General features: G+C 30.8%; 6 protein-coding genes. All 6 read right to left on the bottom strand.

Features of this window, described 5'->3' with window-relative positions; genetic code table 11:
- Window positions 1-334: 334 nt before the first annotated feature.
- A complete protein-coding gene (locus tag LQ682_RS13940) occupies window positions 335-706 on the bottom strand; it encodes a GIY-YIG nuclease family protein (RefSeq protein ID WP_239724584.1) in 372 nt (123 codons plus the stop codon).
- A gap of 251 nt (window positions 707-957) precedes the next feature.
- Window positions 958-1,506, bottom strand: a complete 549-nt coding sequence (locus tag LQ682_RS13935; protein ID WP_239724583.1) for a DUF334 domain-containing protein — start codon at window positions 1,504-1,506, stop codon at window positions 958-960.
- On the bottom strand, window positions 1,469-2,458 hold the full coding sequence (locus tag LQ682_RS13930) for a relaxase/mobilization nuclease domain-containing protein (protein ID WP_239724582.1): 990 nt from the start codon (window positions 2,456-2,458) through the stop codon (window positions 1,469-1,471). The genes LQ682_RS13935 and LQ682_RS13930 overlap by 38 nt, the downstream gene beginning before the upstream one ends.
- Window positions 2,440-2,838, bottom strand: coding sequence for a plasmid mobilization protein (locus tag LQ682_RS13925; RefSeq protein WP_239724581.1), 399 nt, complete (start codon window positions 2,836-2,838; stop codon window positions 2,440-2,442). The genes LQ682_RS13930 and LQ682_RS13925 overlap by 19 nt, the downstream gene beginning before the upstream one ends.
- A 268-nt stretch (window positions 2,839-3,106) precedes the next feature.
- Entirely contained in the window at window positions 3,107-3,955 is an 849-nt protein-coding gene (gene str / locus LQ682_RS13920; RefSeq protein WP_010711054.1) for a streptomycin adenylyltransferase Str, read from the bottom strand.
- 7 nt (window positions 3,956-3,962) lie between these two features.
- Window positions 3,963-4,895 (bottom strand): replication initiation factor domain-containing protein, encoded by a 933-nt coding sequence (locus LQ682_RS13915; protein ID WP_239724585.1) that lies wholly within the window; start codon window positions 4,893-4,895, stop codon window positions 3,963-3,965.
- Between the last annotated feature and the right edge of the window lie 4 nt (window positions 4,896-4,899).

Genomic DNA, 4,899 nt, shown 5'->3' with positions numbered 1-4,899 from the left:
TGCGTCTAACCGGCTATTAGAGTACGCCGGTTTTTTTGTGTAATTTTTCACCAAATTTTCTTGCTCATTTTTCGTTATTTTTGCCATAAAAATCGACTCCTTAATTTTGTTTAAGAAGTCGCTCATCCAATTACATTTGCGAATATATATCTTGAAGATTTAACTCAAATCGTTTAATATCAAGATATACAAATTAAGAAACAAACATCGACTGTTTTCTTTTCGGATTTCGTTCACAAACTTTGGTCAGGGCGTGAGCGACTTCTTTTTTTATTTTGTTATTAATATAACACTATCAAATGACTTGGTCTAATTAGTTCCTAATTAGATCAAGTCATTTTTTATTGCAATACTTTCCACCAAACACATTATCATATCCATATTTATTAAAAAGATTTTCAGTAACATCATTCTCGACTTGCTCAACTTCTTCTCTAGTAGGTCGACATTCAATAATATCTAAAACTTCAATAGGCATAAATTTTTCAGTTATTACTGCACCTCTCCCAAAAAAATGATTTCTAATTCTTTTTCTAGGATTATTAGTTATTCCAACATATATTTTTTTATATTCCAACTCCAAGACATATAAATACCACATTCCTTTATTAAACTGAGGCATTTTTTCTTTAAAACTATCAAAGAAATTATCTTTTATTTTTTGAAAAAGTTTATTGTTTTCTTCTTCTTCAAAATTATAAAACATAGCATTACTCCTTTATCGTTTTATTCCAATTTCCTTTTTGGTCGGAACCAACAATTCCATGTGATGTTGAGTTGGTACTTTCTTGGGATTAATCCCAATTCAAGCCCAACCAACTCGCTAACAAGTTAGCTATCACATTTCATTATTCCAACCAAAAAGTTTTCTCGGCATAAATGCGTGTTCTATATCAAATAGTCCTATTTTGCATTTTAAGGGCTTTTTTAAGCATTTAGCGTTTTTTAGATATAAAACTATCTTATAACGTCTAACGTCTTTGCAACAAGCCACATAATACCTGCAAAACATACATAAGGTAAAAGATATAATATGCCTATCAAATAACGCCATGGCGTTTCGTGTGTATCTATAAACTTCTGAATAAATTGATATAAATGTGCCACACCAAAAAACTCGCCTATTGGTCCAGTAACAAAAGAAACTAGTGCAATCATTACAATCACAAAAAATAGACTTGTAATACCTTTAGTCATAGCATTTATTGATTTATTATATTTACTAATCAATTCATCATTGTTCGCTAATTGCTCGTTTATAATCTTTTTATATTCTTTGTTTTCTTCTCTCGCTTGATTCGTTGAATTACGAATTTCTTTCTTGGCATCACTCAACTCATCTTTAACTGCTTTACTAAAATCTTGTTGTAAATTATCTGTATCAATACGTTTTAAATAAGAACGAGCAACACTAATAAAATTGTTTTTCACATTTTTAGTTGAATTATCTAACTGATCAAGTAGATTATTAAAGTTCGAGGTCGAAGCCTCTAGATTTTTTAACAATCTCTCGTTCTCTTTGTGCCTGTCTGATTCGCTCTTCTCCAATTCTTCTATTCTTTTCCGCAATACGTCGTTTTTCTTCTTCTCGTTCTCGTTCCTCTCGTTCACGGCGTTTTCTATCTTGTTCAATTGTATTTGTTGTTTGTGCAAAATTAGACCAATCTCGCTCTCGTTGTTCTGCCTGCTTTGGCTCGATTTGTTTCGATTCTTCAAGTTCTCGTTCAAGTTCTCGTCTTTGTTTCTCGGCTGCAAAGCCATACGCTAACCCTCCTTTATCGTAAGTATCTCCTAACTTATTACCACGTACTTTTTTATTTTCTTCTAAGTGTTCATAGGTAATATTATTTTTTGTCACTCTAGCAATTTGAACACCTTTTTCTTTTAGCAAATCGTTAAATTCTTCTAAGTTTATTGCTTGGTCTTTTGTTTCTTCAATTGCCATTCTGATTTCATTTTTCCAAGAAGGTTTATCTTTATCTATCATGTTCTGCTCTGCTAGTGTATATCTAAGTTCTGCCGATTTTTCTGGAACAGATAAACCACGCTCATGACATAACTGATCATTCGCTTGTTTTACGAAATCACGTTGTTCTTTGTTGGACTGATATTTTTTGCCTGTTTCTAAATTCACTGAATTAATAATAATGTGATTATGAAAATGGTCTTTATCTGTATGCGTATAAATCGCTACTTGATGTTCTGGTGCAATCTTTTTAGCTAATTCTAAACCTAACTCGTTACATTCTTCTGCAGTCACTTCGCCTGGCTTGAATGATTGTATAACTGTATGTGCTTGAACACCGTCCTCTTTGCCATACAATGCCCTTGTTTGCTTAAAATACGATTTAGCATAATCAATATCACAATTTAAACCACTTTTCTCTTGAGCTCGTTCTTCTGCATAATTGATTGCTCTACTAGCTGATTTTGTATTACCTAATTTAGTTGTTGCCATATGTTATGCAACTCCTTTTTAATATCATCAAACTGCTTATTTAAATCATGATATTTCTGTTCAGGTAAGTTTATAGCTTTCTCGCTATTTTGATTAAACCATTTAGCAATTTGATTTACGTTACCACCCAAATTACTTAAATCTTTAGCAATCGATTGTCGCGTTTCTTTATCCAATTTTGGCGACACTAATCGACTGCCTTGTGCCTTTTTCTTTACGAAATTAGGCACTGTCATATTTAAAGTTTCTGCCGACTCTTTCAACTTTAAATATTCCTGTTCACTCACTCTGAAACTAATTTGTTTTGGCTCTTTTCTAACTGGTCTTTTGACCTTATCGTTAGAATTATCGCTAGCCAAATTATTCTCATGTTCGTTCACAAGTCCCACCACCTTTCTAGCGAAAAATATTCCTCTTCATAAATATAGATTATAACATAATCAATATTTTCTCAAGTAATATAGTGGTTTGGCAAGCGTCGTATATTCTAGCCACTTCGTTCTGAATATACCGGCTTGATGGGAATATTCCCATACCCTTTATGTTTTTGCTTAGGCAAAAATGAGTGGCAAAATGCTAGCCACTCATAGTTCAAAACCAAATTCAAAATCAAAACAAAAGTAACCAAAAATGTGGTTGCTAATAAAATTAATTCTCATAATTATTACGAATAAAATTCTCAATATTTTTTTCGTAATTTGGATAGTTATAATTTCCTAAACAACTTACTTTATTTGAATAATATTTAAATAATTCACAACAAAGCTTAAAAGATTGGTATGTCTTTCTATATCCATTCATCTCAAAAGTAGCTAAAAACATATTGAATTCTTTATCAGTTAAATATTTGTTTATAAACTTATAATTCTTTCCTAAACTAAAATCAAAACCCCTATTAAAGCCAATATACCAAGAAATCATTCTTAATAATTCAGGACGTAAAATATTATTGAAATGATCTAAAGCAAATAATATTTCTCTTCTAAAAACACCCTTTGCTACATACGTTGAGACACTCCAAAACTCATTACAGCAATCATAAAATTCTCGTTCTGTTGGTTTTTTTAACCAATAATTTGAGTCATCTGGAACAATTTCTTGAATTACTAAATTATCTTTATCAACTAAAATTTTTACAAGACCATCAGAATCACTAAAATAACGATTTAAATCTTTTAAATTAATTAATGTAATATCCATTTTTATGCCATCTTTAAAATACATTATATAACTGTAACCATAATCTAAATCAGGTGGGAATAATTCCATATCTTCTGGTTTCTGTATAAACAATAATTCTCCAAATAAACTTAACCAACTTTCTTCATGTGTGAAACACTCAATATCTGATACGAAAAAAGCAAAATCATAATCTTGAAACTTATCTTTTTTTATATTTTCATTAGTTCTTGAACCCTCGAGAGCAATAATTTTTACATTGCTTCGTTGATAAGCAAATTCAGAAACTAAATTTAAAATTTCTTTTTCAGTCCTCATTGTTTTTTCACTCCCAAAATCTAAATTCACGCTGCCAAAAATCAATCTGCTTTTGCAATTGTTTTTCGTTTTCTCGTAAAGTCAATTTCATTATTTCAGTTAAATCAATTGGAGATATTTCTTGTATTATTTGTTTGTATTTACGTCGAGAATTCCTATGTAAATCCCCCCATTTACTTTCTTCATTCAGTAACAAGTAAACCATTGCTTGTTCTTTTAAACTTTCTAAAGTAGCCCATGCAGGTTTCAAAATATGCAAATCGTTAAAACAATCATTCCAGTAATCCACCATATTTCGTTTCAATTCAATTTCGACACGCCATAAATGTTCTGCGTCTATTTCTATATCTGCGTTATCTTTACGTTCTTTTTTCTTGTTATATATTCTAATAAATCTATCACTATCACGTGAACCAAAATATTTCGTTTCTGCTTTGCCAGTTACCCCAAAATATACAGTTCGTTTCAAAGCTTTATCTGACATTGCATAATAATCACTCAAATCATCTTCAAAATCAAAAGCTAAATCTAATCTTGTAAAACCGTCATCTTCCATGTAGTCGATAACGTTTTTCTTTAACCAAAGCATTTCATCATGAGTTAATTGATTTGGATTAAATTCCACTCGCATGTTACGTCTGTCAAAAGCGTCTGATCTAATCTTGTCATATTCAATATAAACCTTTTCTTCTAGTGCCTTAGCTTTAAATTTAGTTTGTAACATATCCCATAATCTAACTCGTGGTTCTATACTCATAAATTTAGATAATTCTTTGGCATTTTCTTGATTTAAATTACCTACAATTGTCATTGCGTCAAAACTTAATTTTGGATTTGAAGTGCACACGAAATGTGCGTCTAACCGGCTATTAGAGTACGCCGGTTTTTTTGTGTAATTTTTCACCAAATTTTCTTGCTCATTTTTCGTTATTTTTGCCATAAAA

Source organism: Mammaliicoccus sp. A-M4 (genome assembly GCF_022386955.1).
In the GTDB taxonomy this organism is placed as follows: Bacteria; Bacillota; Bacilli; order Staphylococcales; family Staphylococcaceae; genus Mammaliicoccus; species Mammaliicoccus lentus.
This window is presented reverse-complemented; position numbering and strand designations above follow the sequence as displayed.

Coding starts and splice junctions, on each gene's coding strand:
- LQ682_RS13940 (WP_239724584.1), bottom strand. CDS start 706: ATGTTTTATAATTTTGAAGAAGAAGAAAACAATAAACTTTTTCAAAAA.
- LQ682_RS13930 (WP_239724582.1), bottom strand. CDS start 2,458: ATGGCAACAACTAAATTAGGTAATACAAAATCAGCTAGTAGAGCAATC.
- str (WP_010711054.1), bottom strand. CDS start 3,955: ATGAGGACTGAAAAAGAAATTTTAAATTTAGTTTCTGAATTTGCTTAT.
- LQ682_RS13915 (WP_239724585.1), bottom strand. CDS start 4,895: ATGGCAAAAATAACGAAAAATGAGCAAGAAAATTTGGTGAAAAATTAC.